Genomic DNA, 17,772 nt, shown 5'->3' with positions numbered 1-17,772 from the left:
GGCCTCTCACAGGGGCCGTTCCTTCAAAAGACCTTCCGGGCAACCTTCTGGGCAATGTCGACGAAATTCTTCACGTGCAGCCCTTGCTCGTCCAGACGATAGTTCAAGGACAGTTCGGTGCGCGCGACTTCCGGTTCGATCTTGAGGAATTTCATGCCCTTCCGCGGGGCGTTTGCAACTGACTCCGGGACGATGCAAACGCCTTCGCCGACAGCGACCAGACCAAGCGCGGTTTGCAGATCCATGCACCAGATGCGCAAGGGCGCTTCAAATCCGGCTTCTTCGATAGCTTTTAGGACCATGTCCGCATAGCTCGGCCGGGGTTTTTCGGGGTAAAGGATCAGATGATGCGTCTTCAGGCGCTCCAGCTTCGCAACCGAGCGTGTGCCGGTGTCCACGATATCGGGCAAGGCCAGGATCAGCCGTTCTTCGACCAGGTGTTTTGACAGAAACTCCGGGTCTTGAAGCGTCGGACGCGCGAACACGACGTCAAGTTCGCGTGAAACCAATGCCCGGTGCAGATCCGCGTTATTCATGGGAATGAGGCTGAGATTCACCTCCGGATAATTCGCCCGGTAGGACCGGATAATGTTCGGAAGTATGCCGAAGGTCGCAGAACCGACAAAGCCGATGCGCAGCCGCCCTTCGGCGCCTTGGCCCAGGCGGCGCACTTCCAGCCGGGTGTCCTCGAGCTGGGCCAGGATTGATTTCCCGCGCTCCAGAAGCCGTTCCCCCGCTTGGGTCATCGTGATCGCGCTGCGGCCGCGGTTGAACAGAATCGCGCCCAGTTCCTCTTCCAGCTGCTTGATCTGGCGGCTGAGCGGCGGCTGCGCCATGTCAAGACGCTCTGCGGCCCGCCCGAAATGCAATTCTTCCGCCACTGCAATGAAATAGGACAGCTGTTTGAAGTTCATTGTCCGCGTCTCCCCCACGTCTTCACGATAGGGGATCCTTGCAAGTGAAAAAAGGCCCCCGAAAATCGGAGGCCAGTCTGGTGGGAGGTATTAGGCACTCACTCGGCGGCGACGGCCTGCGCGGCGGCGCCTTCCTTGAGCACAAAGTCGAATTCGAAGTGCAGGTCGGTGCCCAGCTCCTTGGCGGCGGTCTTGAACTTGCCGATCAGGCTTTGCTTGACGGCGAAGACGCTGTCGTTCTCCAGCCAATCGCTGTCGGCGTCGTAGATCTGGCTGATCAGCGGGCGGTAACCGTCCTTGGAGATAATGAAATGCATGTGGCCGGGGCGGTTCGGGTGGTGGCCCATGAATCGCAGCAGCTCACCCGCGGTTTCATCATCGGGGATCGGGTAGGGGACAGGGCGGACCGCAACAAAGGCATAGTGGCCGTTCTCGTCGGTCTCGAATCGGCCGCGCAGGTTGTATTCGGGCTGGTCCGGATCAAGGTTTTCATAAACGCCGTTCGGGGCGTCCTCCCAGACGTCTATCGTCACGCCGGCGATGCCGTTGCCGCTTTCGTCCTTGATATAGCCTTCAAAATAGGCGGTTTCCTCGTTGTCGAAATGCTTCTGGATGGTCGAGGCGCCCTTGGGCAGGACCGGCGGGTTCTCGCGGTAGAACGGGCCGAGAACGGTTGACTCGCTTTCGTTGCCTTCGACCGGGTTGGTCATCATGTCGACCAAGACCTCGATCCCGAGGATGTCGGCCAGCAGAATGAATTCCTGGCGGTTGTCGTCGCACAGCTGGCCCGCGCGCGCCAGGTAATCGCAGGCGGCTAGAAACTCATGGTGCTGCAGTTTCACGTCCTTGATGAAGGCGTGCATGTGCTTGATGATGCCGGTGGCGATCTCGCGCTCGCGGTCCGTGATGGTGCCATGCTGGCCAAGGCTGCCGATCACGACGTCCGTAATGTTGTCTTGGTTGACGATGCCCATGGGTTGTTCCTCCTCCTGGCAGGCTGGGTCGGTTGCAGGACGCTCCACCGTCCCTCGCATGCACCGGAGCTTTGCCAATACGGACGGGTTTCCCAATGCCTGAGGCGGTATCGGGTGATACCGCGGACCGCAGGGTGCACCCCCGCGCGCACTGCCCGCAAGTATCACCTGATACCCGTGCCGGCATGGCCGCCGCGCATCCCGCTGTGGCAACACTTTCCCAGCTGATGAGATTGCGGGAGGTGCAGGTGATCGAAATGTTCAAGCATATTCAGGCCAGTCTGGAGGCGGCGCCGCATCTGCTGCGCCTTGGCCGTCTGTTTTCCGAAACGGTGCTGATCGAGATCGACGGGCGCGAATATTATCTGGCGTTCGACAAGGGGCATATCCTGTCCGTTACCGAAGGCCCGAGCCGCAAAACGCCCTGGCGGTTTGCCCTGCGCACCGACGCCGAGGCGCTGGAGAAGTTCTGGCAGGCGCGGCCCGAGCCGGGCTTTCACGACATTTTCGGACTGGTCAAGACCGGCCGCGGCCGGATCGACGGCGACGTCCTGAGCCTGGTCAAGAACCTGCGGTTCTTCAAGGAGGTGCTGTCGCTTGCCCGCGCAGAAGAGGAGCTGGCCGCATGACTATCGAACCGATCACCGGCCGCTATGTGACGGTCACTGTGGGCGGCGCCCCGCGCCGGATCTATTTCGAGGAAGCCGGGCAGGGCCGTCCGGTCCTCTGCCTGCACACCGCCGGGGCCGACACCCGCCAGTGGCGGCATCTGCTGAATGACGCGGAGATCACTGCCGCGAACCGGCTGATTGCCTTTGACATGCCCTGGCACGGCAAATCGCTGCCGCCCGAAGGGTTCGAGACGCAGGAATACCTGCTGACCACCGAAGCCTATATCGAAACCGTTCTGGCGGTTATCGACGGGCTGGGGCTGGACCGCCCGGTGCTGGCGGGCTGTTCGATGGGCGGGCGCATCGCACTGCAGCTTGCCGCCCTGCATCCGGAAAAATTCAGCGGCTTCATCGCCATCGAAGCGTCTGATTTCCAGCCCGCCTGGTATGACATCGACTGGTTCCACCGCCCGGACGCCCATGGCGGCGAAATGGGGGCGGCGCTGGTTTCGGCCAATATTTCACCCTTTGCACCGGATGCCGAGCGCTGGAACACGCTTTGGATGTTCATGCAGAGCGGCCCCGGCGTATTCCGCGGAGACTTGAGTTTTTACACCAAGGACGACAGCCTGATCCCCCGGCTGGCCGGGATCGACACGGGCCAGACCCCGGTTCACATCATCGTCGGCGCCTACGATCTGACCTGCACGCCCGAGGATGCCAAGCGCACCGCCAAGGCGATCCCCGGCGCCACGCTGGCCGTGATGGACGAGCTGGGTCATTTCCCGATGAGCGAACACCCGGAGGGGTTCCGCCCCTTCTTTCTTGAGGCGCTCGGGAAGATGCCGGAAGCGGCTGCCAGGGCGGCCTGAAACTAAAGACAGCACGGGAAGACGGAGCCATGTGCAAGAATGCCGGAGACCCTTGTCCGGGGTGCATAAAACACAAGAAGCCCGATGCGGCGTGGATGTTCTTCAGCGATGAAGAAGGCGCCGCGATCGAGAGCTTGCAGCGGGGCGGTAAGGCCTCCGCACCGCGCAAGGCGCGCGCTGAGCGGCTCATGACCTGACAGGCCGCAGTCCCGAAACGCCTCAGAAACCGGAACGAAACAATGACAAACCCCTGTATCATCTGCGTGGCGATCACCGGCAGCCTGCCGACCAAAGCCAACAATCCGGCGGTTCCGATCAGCGTATCGGAACAGGTGGAATCCACCCATGAAGCCTTTGAGGAGGGGGCCGCGATCGTGCATGCGCATGTGCGCAACGAGGATGAGACGCCCTCGTCCGACCCGGAGAAATTCGCGGCGCTGAAGGAAGGTATCGAAACACACTGTCCCGGTATGATCATCCAGTTCTCGACCGGCGGGCGGTCGGGGGCGGGCCGGACGCGGGGCGGCATGCTGCCCCTGCGGCCCGACATGGCGTCGCTTTCGGTGGGGTCGAACAATTTCCCCACCCGCGTCTACGAGAACCCGCCGGAACTGGTGGACTGGCTGGCCTCGGAAATGCTGAACTTCGGCGTCAAGCCGGAGATCGAGGCGTTCGATCTGAGCCATATTCTGAAGGCAAAGCAGATGGCCGACGCAGGCCAGCTGGCGGGCACTCCCTATATTCAGTTCGTAATGGGGGTGAAAAACGCCATGCCGGCGGACAGGGATGTATTCGATTATTACGTCCGCACCGTTCACCGGCTGTTCGGAGAAGACGCGCCGTGGTGCGCGGCCGGCATCGGGGCCAATCAGCTGACGCTGAACGAATGGGCAATTGCTGCGGGCGGGCACGCGCGCACCGGGCTGGAGGACAATGTCCGGCTTGACCGGGACACGCTGGCCCCGTCCAACGCCGCATTGGTGAGACGCACCGCCGAGATCTGCGCAGCAAACAGCCGCCCGGTTGCGACCTGGCAGGAGGCGCGGCGCATTCTGGGACTGCGCGTGCCGGCGGCCGAAACGCCTGCGGAGGCGGCGGTCGTGTCGAGCCTCAGCCTCTGCCTTTAGTTCCGGCTGCCTGTGGCGATGGCCTGGTCGGCGCCGGGAACCGTGCTTTTGATCGGCTTCTGAATCACGCGGCTCCCGCCACGCAAGCAAGGGGCCGCGAACCTCTGTTGGCTTTACGGCGCCGCGCGACTGTTTTTCTTCTTCAGTCCTGAGCTTCTTTGCCTTTACGGCTGGTTTCCATTGGAGCTGCCACCAGGGCGTGGGGCGTCAGAAAATTGCAGCGGGCAGCCAGGTGGCAAGGCTTGGGACCAGCCAGACCATCAGAACGCCAAGCGCCTGCAGCCCGATGAACGGAACTACTCCTTGATAGATGTGGCTGGTGGTCACTTCCTTGGGCGCGGCGCCGCGCAGGTAGAACAGCGAGAAGCCGAACGGCGGGGTCAGAAAGCTGGTTTGCAGGTTGATCGCTATCAAAATACCCAGCCAGACCGGGTCATGCCCCATCAGGATCAGCGTCGGCGTGACCAGCGGCAGCACGATCACCGAGATCTCGACGAAATCGAGGAAAAAGCCCAGCACGAAGATGAACAGCATGCAGAACAGCAGCGCCCCGGAGGGTCCGCCCGGCATGTTGCCGAGGATATGCGCCACCCGCTCTTCGCCGCCCAGGCCGATGAACACCAACGAGAACATGCCCGCGGCCAGGATGGTGGCAAAGATCATTGCCGTCATTGTCGTGGTCGAGGTCACGGCCTCGTGCAGAATGCGCTGTTTCAGCCCGCTGCGCAGGGCGGCGATCACCGCGATGGCTCCGGCTGCGGCCAGCAGCGCATAAAACATCCCCGCCGCAAAATCGCCGCTGCTGAGGTCGCTGCGCTGCAGGCGGATGGGATGCAGGCCGGACAGGATGCCCAGCAGGATCAGCGCAGCAGCCCCCAGCAGGATAAGCCGGACCGGGCCGCCGGCGCGGACGCCGGCCATAAGCAGGGCGCCGATGGCGCCGACAGAGGCGGCTTCGGTGGGGGTTGCAACGCCGCCGAGGATGGCGCCGAGCACGGCAAAGATCAGCAGGATCGGCGGCACGACGGCGCGCACGACCTCGACGCGGCCGGGGCGGGCCAGGTCAGCCGGGGCAGAGGGCATATCCTGTGGACGCAGGAAACCCCGGATTAGAATATAGAGAAGGTACAACACCACCAGCACCAGCCCGGGCAACAGCGCCGCGGCAAAGAACTGGCCAACGGACAGCGCCTCGACCGAGAATTTTCCCTGTTCGTATTGCGCCTGCTGGTAGGCATTGGACATCACGTCGGCGAGGATGATCAGCAGGGTCGAGGGCGGGATGATCTGCCCCAGGGTGCCAGCCGTGCAGACAATTCCGGAAGCCACCCGCGGGTTGTAGCCCGCGCGCAGCATGGCGGGCAGGGCGATCATGCCCATCGCCACAACGGTCGCACCGACGATACCGGTTGAGGCCGCCAGCAGAGCCCCGACCAGCACCACCGAAATGCCCAATCCACCCTTCAGCTGGCCGAACAGCCGCCCCATTGTGTCCAGCAGCTCTTCGGCGATGCGGCTCTTTTCCAGGATCGCACCCATCAGCACAAACAGAGGGATGGCGATCAGCACCTGGTTGCTCAGCAGTCCAAAGGCGCGCTGGCCCAATGCCCCCAGCAGCGAGATGTCCATCACCCCCAGCGCCCAGCCGAGATAGGCAAACAGGATCGCAATGCCCGCAATGGAGAAGGCCACCGGGAACCCCATGAGGATCGCTGCCATCAGGGCCGCGAACATGACCAGGTCGAGATATTCCGTCATTGGGGGGCTCTTTCGGAGAACAGGCGGATCAGCAGGGCGATGGATTGCAGCATGACCAGCACGCAGAAGGCGGGGATCAGCGACTTCAGCAGGAACACAGCCTCAAGGCCGCCGACGGCGATCGGGCCTTCGAGGATGGCCCAGGAATTGCGCACCGAGGGCCAGGACCAGTAGAGCAGGGCTGCCATCGAGGGCAGCAGCAGCACCAGATGGCCGAAGATGTCGATGCGGCGCTGGGTGCGGGGGCTGAGGCCCGCATAGAACACATCCACGCGCACATGCTTGTCGACCAGCAGCGTGTAGCCCGCCGCCAGCATGAACAGGGCGGAATGCATGTAGAGGACGCTTTCCTGCGCCGCGATGGAGTTCACCCCGAACACGTAGCGCCCGACCACAATGGCAAATTGCGCCAGCACCATCAGCAGCGCCAGCCAGCGTATCCCCATTGCCAGACCCCGGTTGAGGCCGTCCAGCGCCTCCGCAACCCGTAGCATCCTGCGTCTCTCCCCCATCAAAAAGCCGGCGCCCGGTCACCCGGATGCCGGCGGTCTTTGCAAAGCTCAGTAGCCCATCACCGAGGCACGGGCGTTCATCTGGCCGTTGTCGGCATAGGTCATGTAGCCGCCGACGCTGTCGCGGTAGGAGAGGAAGCTTTCAGTGATGCGGCGCACCAGCTCGTCCTCGTCCTCCTGCAGCTCGGCGATCACTTCCTTGGCGGCTGCGCCCATTGCGGCGATCACGTCCTCGGGGAACATTTTCACCTGCACGCCGTCCTCTTCCACCATCTTCTTCAGCGCCAGCGCGTGTTTGGTGGTGTATTCGGTCCAGACCGGGTTGTAGAGGCTCTCACAGGCCATCGTCACCACCTGTTGCAGGTCTTCCGGAAGTTCCGCGAACACATTGGCGTTGACGCCGCATTCCTCGGCCGAGGAAGGCTCGCCCACGCCCGGCCAGTAGTAGTTCTTGGCGACCTGATAGTAGCCGAGAGCGCTGTCGGTCCAGGGGCCGATGAACTCGCCCGCGTCCAGCGCCCCGGTTTGCAGGCCCTGGAACATCGCCGGGCCGCTGGTGGCCTCCGCTGCCATGCCCAGTTTCGATGCCATTTCCGAGGCCAGGCCGGTAGTGCGGAACTTGAGTCCCTTCAGGTCTTCGGCGGAGTTGATCTCGGTCTTGAACCAGCCGCCCCACTGCGGTCCGGAATTGCCGCACAGGAACGGCTTGATGCCGAAACGGCCGTACATCTCGTCATAGAGCGCCTGGCCGCCGCCGTGATACATCCAGCCGACCTGCTCATCTGCGCGCAGGCCGAACGGCTGCGAGCCGAACAGCAGGATGCCCTTGGACTTGGAGCCCCAGTAAGCCGGCACCGCATGATACAGCTCGGCAGTGCCTTCGGAGACGGCATCGAACACGCCGCGGCCCGGAACCAGTTCGCCGGCGGCAAACAGCTTCACCTCGATCCGGCCGCCCGACAGCGTGGTGATCCGGTCCGCCAGCATTTGTGCCGCCACGCCGGGACCGGGCAGGTTTTTCGGCCAAGCAGTGACCATCTTCCACTGCATCTTGCCCTGGGCGATGGCCGGGCTGGCCAGCGCCGTGGCCGCTGCGCCCAAAGCGCCGGCCTTCAGAAACTTCCGTCTTTGCATGTTCCATTCCTCCGTCTGTCGGTGGATCTGCGGTGGCCGCTGGCCGGTGGCGCAGACTCGGTCTTGTTTTGTAAGTGCTTTACATTAATATGTAGCTACATAATATTGTCAATCGTGGTTGGCAGTTCACGTTCGCCTTTTGCCGCGGGATGAAATATGGAGCGGAAACGGCCATTGTCCCGTGTGGTCTGGGGGAGGAATCTTGACGGACAAGCGGCGCCATTCCTGGACGGATATCCGGGACAGCATCCGGAAGATGATCCTGGATTCCACCTACGGGCCCGGGGATAAACTTCCGCGCGATGAAGAGTTTGCGGCCCAATTCGGCTGTGCCCGCTCGACCGTTCACCGCGCCATGCGGGACCTGGCCGAAAGCGGGACGGTGGAGCGGCGGCGCAAGGGCGGCACGATGGTGCGGCGCGATCCGGTCACCCGCGCGACGCTGAATATCCCGATCACCCGGCTTGAGGTCGAACAGAAGGGCAGCGTTTACCAGTATCAGCTGATCCGCCAGTCCGTTCAGATTTCATCCCAGGCCATCATGGCCAATTTCGGCCTGCACGAGGCCCGCCCGATGCTGCGTGTCGAAGCACTTCACCTGGCTGACAACCGGCCCTATATCTTTGAGGACCGTTGGATCTGCCTGGAAACCGTGCCGGAAATCAAAGCGGTCGATCTGACCCGTGAAAGTGCAAATGAATGGCTGGTCCGCCATCGTCCTTACAGCCGGTGCGACTTGCGGCTCTACGCGCGGCCCGGCACCGAAAGCGACAGCGAAGTGCTCCAGAGCAAAACCGGTGACGCACTGTTCGTCATGGAGCGCACCACATGGATCGGGGAGGATCCGATAACCAGCCTGCGCGCTGTGGCGCATCCGGGCTATCAGCTGTTCACTCAGGGGTGATGGCGGCCAGCCTGTTTGCTGCTTTACGTTTCAGGAGGCAAACCCTGTGAAAGCCTCGCGGAGAACAGCTGCTGCGAATAAATTATTCCATAATGATGATTATGTTAAATGATGGCGCCCGCGCCATTACAGGTGCCGCGGCTGCTGCTCAAGAGCGCATAACCGAAAATTGCACCCTCGCGAACCGCATTCTCGCGCGGGTTGCCTTGCGCTGTAGCCACGTCAACCTGTTGGACTTCTGACCTGTTAACGACAGCCAGTACCGCTTATTCCGGTATCTCGGTCTACGGTCCCCTGAACCTATCGGCGGGCAGGTCAAACAGAGCCTATCAAGTCACAAGGAGCGGCCAATTCGACCGCACCCGCTTGCCGCATCGATCGCAACCGGCGTGCAATTCGCAGGGTCCGGTTTCTGGCGCCGGCCCGGCATCCGGCGGATCAGACCAGGAAGAACACCAGCGTCATTCCGGCGCCCGTGGCGGTCACGAAATGGCGCAGCAGATCGGTCCGCACGATCCGGCGGCTCAGCCGCGCGCCGGCGTAACCACCCGCCGCTGCGCCCGCCGCCATCACCAGCGCTTGTTCCCAAGCGATCAGCCCTGCGGTGACAAAGGCAAGCACCGAGGTCAGCGACAGCACCGCCGACAGCATGTTCTTGAGCCCGTTCATCCCGTGAAGGCTGCGGTAGCCGATCATCCCGAACGCGGCCAGCAGCATGATCCCCAGCCCGCCGTTGAAATAGCCGCCATAGACCGACACCGCCAGAATGACCACGGCTGAGCCGCCCGGACCAGCCGTCTCCCCGTCCTGCCGCCTCATCAGCCGCATCAGATGCGGTCCGGCAGCAAACAGCGCCGTGGCGGCCAGCAGAAGCCATGGCACCACCCACAGGAAGGTCTCCCCCGGCGTCACGACCAGCAGAAGCGCCCCGGCAATGCTGCCTGCCGCCGCAATCGCCACCGTACCCCTCAGCCCCAGCCTGCCTTCCGGCCGCAGGTCGCCGCGAAAGCCCCAGGCGCTGCTGATGTAGCCTGGAAGCGCCGTCAGCGCCGCGGTCGCGTTGGCACTGACCGGCGGCACTCCGGCATAGATCAGCGCCGGCAGGGTCAGAAAGGTGCCGCCCCCGGCAACGGCATTCAGCAGCCCCCCGGCGAGTCCCGCCACGAACAGCAGTGCAGTCTCCAGCATTTTTTCATCTCCGTCTTCAGCGGCCCCTGCTTGCCCTCGCATTGATTGGTCTGCAAATTGGTCTGAAATTCGGGAGGACAATATGGCTAGGCAAACCGTGGAAGCGGCAGGCAGCGCGCTGCTGCAACTGCTGGACAGCCTTGCCCCGGCAGCAGGCGACCGCCTGCCGCCCGAACGGGAACTGGCGCAGATGCTGTCCTGCAGCCGCGATACGCTGCGCAAGGCGCTGGCCCGGCTGGAGGCGCAGGGCGAAATCTGGCGCCACGTCGGACAGGGCACCTTCCGCGGCTCGCGCCCGCGGCATCTGCCGCTTCGGGATACCGTGCTGATAGACGGGGTGACACCGCTGGACCTGATGCGCGCACGGCTGCTGGTGGAGCCGCAGATTGCGGCCGAGGCCGCACGGCGGGCCGATGCGGCGGATGCGGACTACCTGCGGCGCAAGGCCGCGGCCGGCCGCAGCGCGCGCGACACCCTGGCCTGCGAACAGGTCGATGATGCCTTTCACCGCGCGGTCGCCCAGGTTTCGGCCAACCCGGTGCTGATCGGCTTCCTGGGCTTTCTTTCGGGCACCCGCCGCCGCACCGCCTGGCAGCGCGAATGGGACCGCACCTACCGCCGGATCGGCGTCGGCGAGTTCCGCAGCCTGCACAGCGACCAGCATCACGCGGTGGCCGAGGCCATCGCCCGGGGCGATCCGGAGGAGGCTTACGCCGCGATGACCCGCCACCTCGGTACGATTGAGGCAGCCTTGCGGCGCGGCCCGCCCGTCTGACCGGCCCTGATCCGGCCCGCTGCCGCCGCGGCTTGCAGCGGCCCCTTCCGTCCCATACGGTCTGTCCTGCCAGATCTGCACCTACCGGACCATGAAAACGCCTTCCCCGACCCCACGTCCGCCCGCCTCTCCCCTGCGCCTGCTGGGCGGCTGGCTGGCCGTTCTGTTCGTGGCGGCCGGGCTCTCGGCGCTGCTGGAACGCCAGAAGCTGCAAAACGAACTGCAGACCGAGGCGCATATCCTCCACCGCCTCGCCTCGCAGCGCGCCGATCAGCACGACGCCCACCTGACCTCTCTGTCCGCCTTGGCCACTGCGGGAGAAGAGGTGCGGCGCGATCTGTTCTTGGATGTCGGCGCCACCATCCTTCGGTTCTACCCGCGCATCACCGCCATCGACCTGGTGCCGCTGGCGGGCGGCGGCTATCTGACCAGCCGCCCCGGCCTGCCGGAGGAAACCGCCGCCATTGTCCGCAGCGCCGCGCGGGCCTCCAGCGGGCAGCTGGTGCTGGCGGCCACACCCAGCGCACCAGGCCACTACCTGCTGGTCAAGCGCAGCCCTAACTCAGACAGCGCACGCTTCGGCCTGGCCTTGCAGATCGATGCCGCCGCGCTGCTGGCCTCCGACAGCGCCTTCTGGTCCCGGCCTTCGGTGTCCCGGACGCTGGACCTGCCCGATGGCACCGGCCTGCTTCAAGGCGGCCCGGCCGCTGACGCTGCCGCGCAATTCGCCAAACCGCTCGGCAGTGCCTCGCAGCCCCTGTCGTTCAGCGCCGGTATTGCGCCCGGCCTCACCGATCTGCTGCCGTTGCAACGGCTGCTGGCGGTGGCGGGTTTCACCTCCCTGCTCTACCTGATCGCCGCGCTCGGCCTGCGCCAGCTGCTGCGGGCGCGGCAGGCCGAAAGCCAGGCCCGGCTGAGCGCGCAGGACGCCCGCCTCGCCCATGCCTCGCGGGTCAACGCCCTGGGCGAAATGGCCAGCGGCATCGCGCATGAGCTGACCCAGCCGCTGACCGCGATCCTCAGCCAGGCCCAGGCCGGGCGGCACCTGGCGGCGCGCGGCGGCGCGGACCAGACCGGCCCGGTGTTCGAGGGCATTGCCAGCCAGGCCAAGCGTGCCTCCGCCATTCTCGGGCGGCTTCGCAGCTGGACCCGGCCGCGCACCGGCCCCGCCGGGCCGGCGCCGGTGCAGGAGGCCATCCGCAGCGTCGAGCTGCTGCTGCGGCCCGAGGCCGGGCGCGCCGGCGTCCGCCTCGCGGTGGATCCGGGGCCGTCCGCAATGACCGTCCGCGCCGACCCGGTCGAGCTGGAGCAGATCCTGTTCAACCTGGTGCGCAACGCCATCGAGGCCGCCGCAGAGAGCGATGAGAAACAGGTCGCGCTCAGAGCCCGGCGCAGCGGCGGCGGGGTGCTGATCGAGGTTGCCGACAGCGGCCCCGGCGTGCCGCCGGAGATCCGCCCGCGGCTGTTCGAACCCTTCGTCACCGGCAAGCCGGACGGCACCGGCCTCGGCCTGGCGCTCTGCCAGCGGCTGGCCGAACGCATGGGCGGCGATCTGTCGCTCGGCGCGGACGCGCCGCAAACCCTGTTCCGCCTGCGCCTGCCGGACGCCGGCGCCCGCCCGGCGGAGGCCGCGGAATGAGCTGCCCGGTTTACCTGGTGGATGACGACGACGCGGTGCGCGAGGCGCTGTCGCTGCTGCTGCGCACCGTCGGCATCGAGGTCCGCGGCTTTGCCGCGCCGGAGGCGTTCCTCAGCGCCCTCGCCACGCTGCCGCCGGGCTGCCTGATCCTCGACATCCGGATGCCGGTGATCTCCGGCCTCAAGCTGCAGGAGCAGCTGCGCGCGCAGGGCGTGGACTGGCCGGTGGTGGTGATCAGCGGCCACGGCGATATCGAGGCCTGCCGCCGCGCCTTCCGCAGCGGCGCCATCGACTTTCTCAGCAAGCCGGTGGACGAGCACGACCTGATCGACGCCATCCAGCGCGGCCAGGCCGAGCTGGAGCGCAGCCGCCGCCAGGCGTCGGAAACCGACGAGGCCCGGCGCCTGCTCGCGCGGCTGACGGGACGCGAAGCCGAAGTTCTGGAGATGATCGCCAAGGGGCTGACCACACGGCAGATCGCCGGGGTGCTGGACCTGTCGCCGCGCACCGTCGACAGCCACCGGGCGGCGATCGGCACCAAGGCCGGCACCACCTCCGCCGCCGAGCTGACCCGGCTCTGGCTGGAGGCGCACGGCACTCCGTAGAACTACCGAGAGCGCTGCAAGCCCTACCAATTCCCGGCCGGCGGATGCGCCGCTAGGGTGCCCCCATCAGACATGAAGGAGGACCGCAATGATCCGCAAACTGACCCTCGCCGCCGCCTTGCTGGCCCCGGTTGCCGCCGCCGCGCAGGAGCTGCCGACCGCCCCCTACCTGCCGCTGGAGATGGCACAGACCGCGGCGCAGGCCGCGGTTGATGCCTGCGCCGCCGAAGGCCACAATGTCAGTGTCGCCGTCGTCGCCCGCAGCGGCGTGACCAAGGTGATACTGCGCGCCGACAACGCCGGGCCGCACACCGTCGGCAGCAGCACCGGCAAGGCCTTCACCTCCGCCAGCATGGGCCGCGACACCGCCGGCCTGGCGGGCTTTATCGGCAGCAACCCGCAGAACGACGGGCTGCGCGACATGGACAGCCGCCTGGTGATCCAGGCCGGCGGCCTGCCGATTCGCATCGGCGGCGCGCTGGTGGGCGGCATCGGCGCCGGCGGCGCGCCCTCGGGCGACATCGACGCCACGTGCGTTCGCGCGGGCCTGGACGCCATCGGCGCCGAATAAACCGCGCACGGAACCCGCGGCCGCCCACTTCCGGGCGGCCGCACGCCAAGGAGGACCCTGCAAATGCTGCGCATATTGCTGAGCCTGATACTGCTGGCGGCACCCGCCGTGCAGGCGCAAACCCCGCCGTCCGCCGCTGATCTGGCAGGCTACGGGGGGGGTCACCTTGCGGCCCACGAGGACAATGCCGCTGCCATCCGCCGCCTTGCCGCCGCAGGGGCGGATCCTGATGCCCGGGACCGTGCCGGACGGACTCCGGCGCATGTCGCCGCTTTCGCCTCCAGCGATGAGGCGCTGCGGGCCCTGGCCGAGGCCGGCGGCGACATGAACGCGCTGGAAAACCGGTTCTATGACGTGCTCACCATCGCCGCGGTCGCCGATGATCCCGAGATGGTTTCGCTGGCGCTGGAACTGGGCAACCGCGCTGATCTGATCACCAGCGTCTATGACGGCACCGCGCTGATCGCCGCTGCCCATCTGGGCCACCATGAGGTGGTCCGGCGCCTGATTGCCGGCGGCGCGCCGCTGGATCATGTCAATAACTTGGGGTGGACCGCGCTGATGGAGGCGGTGGTGCTAGGCGACGGCGGGCCGGATCACACCGCCACCGTGCATGCCCTGGTCGGGGCCGGAGCCAACGCAGCAATTGCCGATTTCGACGGCGTCACCCCGTTGCAGCATGCCGAGGCCCGCGGCTTTGCGGATATTGCTGCCATACTCCGGGGCAGCAGTCAGTAGCTCTACGGCAGGGGCCGGAACAGGGCTGTTTCAGCGGCCGCCCTGCAGCCCGCCGGAATCACAGGAATTCAGTGCAGCAGGCTGTTTGCTCCGATCAGGATCGATGCCGCAACAAAGGCTGTCAGGGCTATCGAAAACACCCCTGCGCAGACGCCTGCCAGCACTATTATCCCGTCCCGCTCGACCAGCCCGATGCTTGCGACGAACAGGGCAATTGCGGGAAACCAGCCGCTGAGCGGCAAGGGCACGAACAGCGCCAGAGACACCAGGAACAGCAAACAGCCGATGAACTGCTCCCGCTTCGGATGGAAGACCGCAGGAAGACGCGGGCGGGCAATGCGTTCCAGCCGCCGGGAAACCGGCCGCAGGCGCAGGACATTGCGGCGCATGGCCTCCAGAGGAATCCGGATCCGCGCAATTCTTTTCGGCAGGCGGACGCTGGAGAACCCCAGGCTCAACTGACCGCAGAAGATCAAAAGCGGAATGGCGGTGATCAGTGTCGCCCCCGGCGGCAACGGAAGCAAATTGATCAGGCAGGACAGCAGAATGGCCCAGCCAAAGGACCTGTCGCCCAATTGCTCCAGAATCGCGCCGAGGAACATTTCATTTCCGCTTGGATGACCGCGTATCACGCGAAGCAGCGTGAACGACAGAGACCGCTTTTTGGCCAGCCTCGCGGTGCCCGGATAGGGGCAGCCAGGAACAGCTTTCACTCTCGCCTCTTAAAATGAACCGCGCACGAAGCCTGCTTAGCCGCTTCGCGGCGTCACAACAACCGCCAAGCGGTGCCTCTGAGTTTGCAGACCGGCCGCATGGCAGCGGTGCCGGGTAAATCAGAATCATCGCACCCGCCTGCTGGCCTGATCCGCAGGAGCTTCTGTCCCGGCCGCCGCAGTGACCGCCAACAGCCTCGGAAAGTGATCTAGGCTCTGGACTCATTGAGTTTCAAAGCCAGTAGATTACGAGTGCTGCAAGCGCAATTGCTAAGTGGAAGACTTTTGGGCATCTGTCGTATCGTATCGTATCGTATCGTATCGTGTCGCGACTCGCCGCCAGTCCTTCAGCCTGCCGAACATAATCTCAATGCGGTTGCGCCGCTTATATCGGCGTTTGTCGTATCTGGTGGCTTTCTTGCGCTGCTTTCGGCCGGGATGGCAGGCGCGTATCCATTTGTCCTTCAACGCTTCTATAACCCAATCGGCATCATTTCTGCGATCTCCGAGAAGCCACTGGACGTCTGGCAGCCCACTCAGAAGCGCCTTTGCGTCGGTGTAATCACTCACCTGCCAGGCGGTCACGAACAGGTTCAGTGAACGCCCCTGGCTGTCACAGATTGCGTGCAGCTTGGTGTCCATTCCACCCTTGGCGCGCCCGATCAGCTGTCCGCGTCCCCTTTTTTGACCCCGAGACTGGCGGCTGACCACAATGAAGGCAAGACCGTCATAATTGACGCATCATATCTCAAGGCACACGGGACAGCGACCATCGAATATGACAAGTGGCGAAACCGGGTGTAGATCATGTTCGGCAGGCTGAAGGACTGGAGGCGCATCGTGACCCGCTCCGGCAAATGTCCGCAGGTATTCCACTTAGCAATCGCTCTTGCCGCCCTCGTCATCTACTGGCTTTGAAACTCAATGAGATGCTGTAACGGGGAGCTTGCCTGCTGACAGGTCAGTTGCCAGTCCAGCCATCATCTGAGCGAAGCCCGCCATTGACGCTCCATCGCTACAAGGGTGGTGCAAGGCCTTGTGCGGGCCGTATACCTTCGGTGCCTCTTGCCAGCGCAAGCCATTGCGATTGATGAAGACAATCCTGCCCAGCACGCTCCGGTCATCGGCCCGAGGCTCGCCATGCGACATTGGGAAATACGGCGCCAGTCGCGCCAACTGCGCACCGGTCAGCCAACAAGAGATCAGAAAGGTCACCGCTCGATTTGCGTCCGGTGAATCATGACGATCAATCAAGATCAATGGAATCTGAACCTCAATTGCAGCGCTTGCCTGGCCCAATTTCCGCAGGGTGCAACAAAGACCCGGTAGATAAAGCGAACGGGAAATGCCGCGGGCGCTTGCCCGCGGCGGCAGGGTCAGGCCTTCATCGGCTGGCCAGCCACATAGGTCTGTACGATGGAGCGGTCGTCACCCAGGGTCTGCAGGATGAACAGTTCCTCGGACAGGGTCTCCGCCCGCTGCATCCGCAGGTCCATCGCGTGCGTGGCGCGGGAATCCAGCACCACAATATCGGCTTCGGTGCCGGCTTCCAGCGTGCCCACCTTATCCTCCAGCCCCAGCGCCACCGCGTTGCCGCGGGTTATCCAATGGAAAGCGCGCAGCGGGTGCAGCTTCTGGTTCTGCAATTGCAGAACTTTGTAGCCCTCATTCAGGGTCTGCAGCATCGAATAGCTGGTGCCGGCGCCGATGTCGGTGGCGATAGCATTGGTGATGCCGCGCCCGCGCAGGCCTGCGTCGTCAAAAAGCCCGCTGCCCAGGAACAGGTTGGAGGTCGGGCAGAACACCGGCTTGGCTTTGGTCTCCGCCAGTGCATCGATCTCGCGCGGCTGCAGGTGGATGGAATGGCCCAGCAGCATTTTTTCGGTCAGCAGCCCGTAGGACTGGTAGACGTCCAGATAATCGCGCGCCTGCGGGTACAGTTCGGCGGTAAAGGCGATCTCGTCGTGGTTTTCCGACAGGTGAGTCTGCACGTAGCAATCCGGGTGCTCCTGCACCAGCGCGCCCGCTATCTCCATCTGACCGGCGGTGGAGGTGATGGCAAACCGCGGGGTAATCGCATACATGCCCCGGCCTTTGCCGTGGTATTTCGCGATCAGCTCCTTGGTGTCGTCATAGCCGCTGACTGGCGTGTCCAAGAGGCCCTCGGGCGCGTTGCGGTCCATCAGGACCTTGCCGCCGATCATCCGCATGTTGCGGCGGGCGGCTTCGGTGAAATAGGCCTCGGCGGAAGTCTTGTGGACCGAGCAGTAGGCCACCGCGGTGGTGGTGCCGTGGCTGGTCAGCAGGTCAAAGAAATGCCCGGCCATCTCGGCACTGTGGCCTGCATCGGCAAAACGGACCTCCTCCGGGAAGGTGTAGTTGTTCAGCCATTCCAAGAGCTGCGAGCCCCAGGAAGCGATCACCTGCACCTGCGGGAAATGCAGGTGGGTGTCGATGAAGCCGGCCATCAGGATGTTCGGGCGGTGGTCGATCACCTCCGCATCCGCCGCCTGCTGGGCGAGGTCGCCATAGCTTCCCTTGGCCAGGATCATGCCGTCCGCGACCAGCAGCGCGCCGTCCTCGATGAACTCATAGGCGCTGGTGTCCTGGGGGTCTTGCGGCTCGGCGGTGAAGGAAAGCACCCGGCCGCGCAGCAGCGTCTGTTTCGATGTCATGTCGTTGTTGTCCTTGGTTCGCAGGCAGGGAGCGCGCGGCCCCCTGCCCATTGTCACTTGGG

19 protein-coding genes and 2 pseudogenes are annotated in these 17,772 nt (G+C 64.6%); 11 read left to right on the top strand and 10 right to left on the bottom strand.

What is annotated here, in order from left to right:
* Window positions 1–23: 23 nt before the first annotated feature.
* Window positions 24–914, bottom strand: coding sequence for a LysR family transcriptional regulator (locus tag KUV26_RS13030; protein WP_222505703.1), 891 nt, complete (start codon window positions 912–914; stop codon window positions 24–26).
* Window positions 915–1,012: 98 nt separating this feature from the next.
* Window positions 1,013–1,888 (bottom strand): dioxygenase, encoded by an 876-nt coding sequence (locus KUV26_RS13025; RefSeq protein WP_222508656.1) that lies wholly within the window; start codon window positions 1,886–1,888, stop codon window positions 1,013–1,015.
* 227 nt (window positions 1,889–2,115) lie between these two features.
* Here KUV26_RS13025 and KUV26_RS13020 point away from each other — a divergent pair, with 227 nt between their 5' ends.
* Genes KUV26_RS13020 through KUV26_RS13005 form a run of 4 tightly spaced genes read left to right on the top strand, consistent with a single transcriptional unit; the run spans window position 2,116 to window position 4,498 of the window.
* Window positions 2,116–2,517: a hypothetical protein gene (locus tag KUV26_RS13020; protein ID WP_222508655.1), complete on the top strand. Its 402-nt coding sequence runs from the start codon at window positions 2,116–2,118 to the stop codon at window positions 2,515–2,517.
* Window positions 2,514–3,371, top strand: coding sequence for an alpha/beta fold hydrolase (locus KUV26_RS13015; RefSeq protein ID WP_222508654.1), 858 nt, complete (start codon window positions 2,514–2,516; stop codon window positions 3,369–3,371). Before KUV26_RS13020 ends, KUV26_RS13015 begins: the two co-directional genes overlap by 4 nt.
* Window positions 3,372–3,400: 29 nt before the next feature.
* Window positions 3,401–3,568, top strand: coding sequence for a hypothetical protein (locus tag KUV26_RS13010; protein WP_222508653.1), 168 nt, complete (start codon window positions 3,401–3,403; stop codon window positions 3,566–3,568).
* Window positions 3,569–3,610: 42 nt separating this feature from the next.
* Complete coding sequence (locus tag KUV26_RS13005; RefSeq protein WP_222508652.1) at window positions 3,611–4,498, top strand: 3-keto-5-aminohexanoate cleavage protein; 888 nt, start codon at window positions 3,611–3,613, stop codon at window positions 4,496–4,498.
* Window positions 4,499–4,705: 207 nt separating this feature from the next.
* Here the strand turns inward: KUV26_RS13005 and KUV26_RS13000 are convergent, their stop codons facing one another.
* The 3 genes from KUV26_RS13000 to KUV26_RS12990 form a co-directional block, all read right to left on the bottom strand.
* Entirely contained in the window at window positions 4,706–6,256 is a 1,551-nt protein-coding gene (locus KUV26_RS13000) for a TRAP transporter large permease subunit (protein ID WP_222508651.1), read from the bottom strand.
* Entirely contained in the window at window positions 6,253–6,750 is a 498-nt protein-coding gene (locus KUV26_RS12995) for a TRAP transporter small permease subunit (protein WP_222505710.1), read from the bottom strand. The genes KUV26_RS13000 and KUV26_RS12995 overlap by 4 nt, the downstream gene beginning before the upstream one ends.
* Before the next feature lie 66 nt (window positions 6,751–6,816).
* On the bottom strand, window positions 6,817–7,902 hold the full coding sequence (locus tag KUV26_RS12990; RefSeq protein ID WP_222505711.1) for a TRAP transporter substrate-binding protein: 1,086 nt from the start codon (window positions 7,900–7,902) through the stop codon (window positions 6,817–6,819).
* A gap of 202 nt (window positions 7,903–8,104) precedes the next feature.
* Between KUV26_RS12990 and KUV26_RS12985 the strand changes: the two genes are divergently transcribed.
* A complete protein-coding gene (locus KUV26_RS12985) occupies window positions 8,105–8,806 on the top strand; it encodes a GntR family transcriptional regulator (RefSeq protein WP_222508650.1) in 702 nt (233 codons plus the stop codon).
* A 438-nt stretch (window positions 8,807–9,244) separates the two neighbouring features.
* Here the strand turns inward: KUV26_RS12985 and KUV26_RS12980 are convergent, their stop codons facing one another.
* On the bottom strand, window positions 9,245–9,994 hold the full coding sequence (locus KUV26_RS12980; protein ID WP_222508649.1) for a sulfite exporter TauE/SafE family protein: 750 nt from the start codon (window positions 9,992–9,994) through the stop codon (window positions 9,245–9,247).
* 82 nt (window positions 9,995–10,076) lie between these two features.
* Between KUV26_RS12980 and KUV26_RS12975 the strand changes: the two genes are divergently transcribed.
* The 5 genes from KUV26_RS12975 to KUV26_RS12955 all read left to right on the top strand — a co-directional run bounded on the left by KUV26_RS12975 (window position 10,077) and on the right by KUV26_RS12955 (window position 14,322).
* Window positions 10,077–10,769, top strand: a complete 693-nt coding sequence (locus KUV26_RS12975) for a FadR/GntR family transcriptional regulator (RefSeq protein WP_222506387.1) — start codon at window positions 10,077–10,079, stop codon at window positions 10,767–10,769.
* Between the two features lie 91 nt (window positions 10,770–10,860).
* Complete coding sequence (locus KUV26_RS12970) at window positions 10,861–12,408, top strand: sensor histidine kinase (RefSeq protein WP_222508648.1); 1,548 nt, start codon at window positions 10,861–10,863, stop codon at window positions 12,406–12,408.
* On the top strand, window positions 12,405–13,013 hold the full coding sequence (locus tag KUV26_RS12965; protein WP_222506385.1) for a response regulator transcription factor: 609 nt from the start codon (window positions 12,405–12,407) through the stop codon (window positions 13,011–13,013). Before KUV26_RS12970 ends, KUV26_RS12965 begins: the two co-directional genes overlap by 4 nt.
* Before the next feature lie 88 nt (window positions 13,014–13,101).
* Window positions 13,102–13,584, top strand: coding sequence for a GlcG/HbpS family heme-binding protein (locus tag KUV26_RS12960; RefSeq protein ID WP_222506384.1), 483 nt, complete (start codon window positions 13,102–13,104; stop codon window positions 13,582–13,584).
* Window positions 13,585–13,647: 63 nt separating this feature from the next.
* Window positions 13,648–14,322: an ankyrin repeat domain-containing protein gene (locus KUV26_RS12955; protein WP_222508647.1), complete on the top strand. Its 675-nt coding sequence runs from the start codon at window positions 13,648–13,650 to the stop codon at window positions 14,320–14,322.
* Window positions 14,323–14,390: 68 nt separating this feature from the next.
* Here the strand turns inward: KUV26_RS12955 and KUV26_RS12950 are convergent, their stop codons facing one another.
* Together KUV26_RS12950 and KUV26_RS12945 are read right to left on the bottom strand one after the other, a co-directional pair.
* Window positions 14,391–15,035 carry an exopolysaccharide biosynthesis protein gene (locus KUV26_RS12950; protein ID WP_315900113.1) on the bottom strand — a complete coding sequence of 215 codons (645 nt, stop codon included), beginning with the start codon at window positions 15,033–15,035 and terminating at the stop codon, window positions 14,391–14,393.
* A 232-nt stretch (window positions 15,036–15,267) separates the two neighbouring features.
* A pseudogene (locus KUV26_RS12945) lies at window positions 15,268–15,733 on the bottom strand (IS5 family transposase); the annotation flags it as partial.
* Window positions 15,734–15,839: 106 nt separating this feature from the next.
* On the opposite strand from KUV26_RS12945, the pseudogene KUV26_RS12940 reads away from it, so the two are divergent.
* Window positions 15,840–15,953, top strand: a pseudogene (locus KUV26_RS12940) (IS5/IS1182 family transposase); the annotation flags it as partial.
* Between the two features lie 3 nt (window positions 15,954–15,956).
* On the opposite strand, the gene KUV26_RS23855 reads toward KUV26_RS12940, so the two are convergent.
* Entirely contained in the window at window positions 15,957–16,295 is a 339-nt protein-coding gene (locus KUV26_RS23855; protein ID WP_222508646.1) for a transposase, read from the bottom strand.
* A gap of 116 nt (window positions 16,296–16,411) precedes the next feature.
* A complete protein-coding gene (guaD, locus tag KUV26_RS12930) occupies window positions 16,412–17,710 on the bottom strand; it encodes a guanine deaminase (RefSeq protein WP_222508645.1) in 1,299 nt (432 codons plus the stop codon).
* Window positions 17,711–17,772: the final 62 nt, after the last annotated feature.

This window comes from Leisingera daeponensis (assembly GCF_019801465.1).
Taxonomy (GTDB): Bacteria; Pseudomonadota; Alphaproteobacteria; order Rhodobacterales; family Rhodobacteraceae; genus Leisingera; species Leisingera daeponensis_A.
This window is presented reverse-complemented; position numbering and strand designations above follow the sequence as displayed.